The sequence below is a fragment of the Rothia endophytica genome (genome assembly GCF_928381505.1).
Classification (GTDB): Bacteria; Actinomycetota; Actinomycetes; order Actinomycetales; family Micrococcaceae; genus Rothia; species Rothia endophytica_A.
Genome location: NZ_CAKMSJ010000045.1, coordinates 1 through 255, shown reverse-complemented (window position 1 = coordinate 255; position 255 = coordinate 1). Strand labels below are relative to the sequence as shown.

Sequence of the window (255 nt, the reverse complement as noted above, 5' to 3'; positions counted from 1 at the left end):
TCCTTAACCATGATTCTCTCGATCGCCTTAGTATTCTCTACCTGATCACCTGTGTCGGTTTGGGGTACGGGCGGCTAAAACCTCACGTCGATGCTTTTCTCGGCAGCATAGGATCACCAAATCCCCCAAAAAAAGGGGTCCCATCACGTCTCAGGCCAACACCGGCGCATTTAACAACCGGATACCCTACACGCTTAGACCACGACAACCATCGCGTGGCTTGGCTACCTTCCTGCGTCACACCTGTTAATACGT

At 52.2% G+C, this 255-nt stretch carries 1 rRNA gene; it reads right to left on the bottom strand.

Features of this window, described 5'->3' with window-relative positions:
- A 23S ribosomal RNA gene (locus L6990_RS11865) occupies positions 1-255 on the bottom strand; the annotation flags it as partial.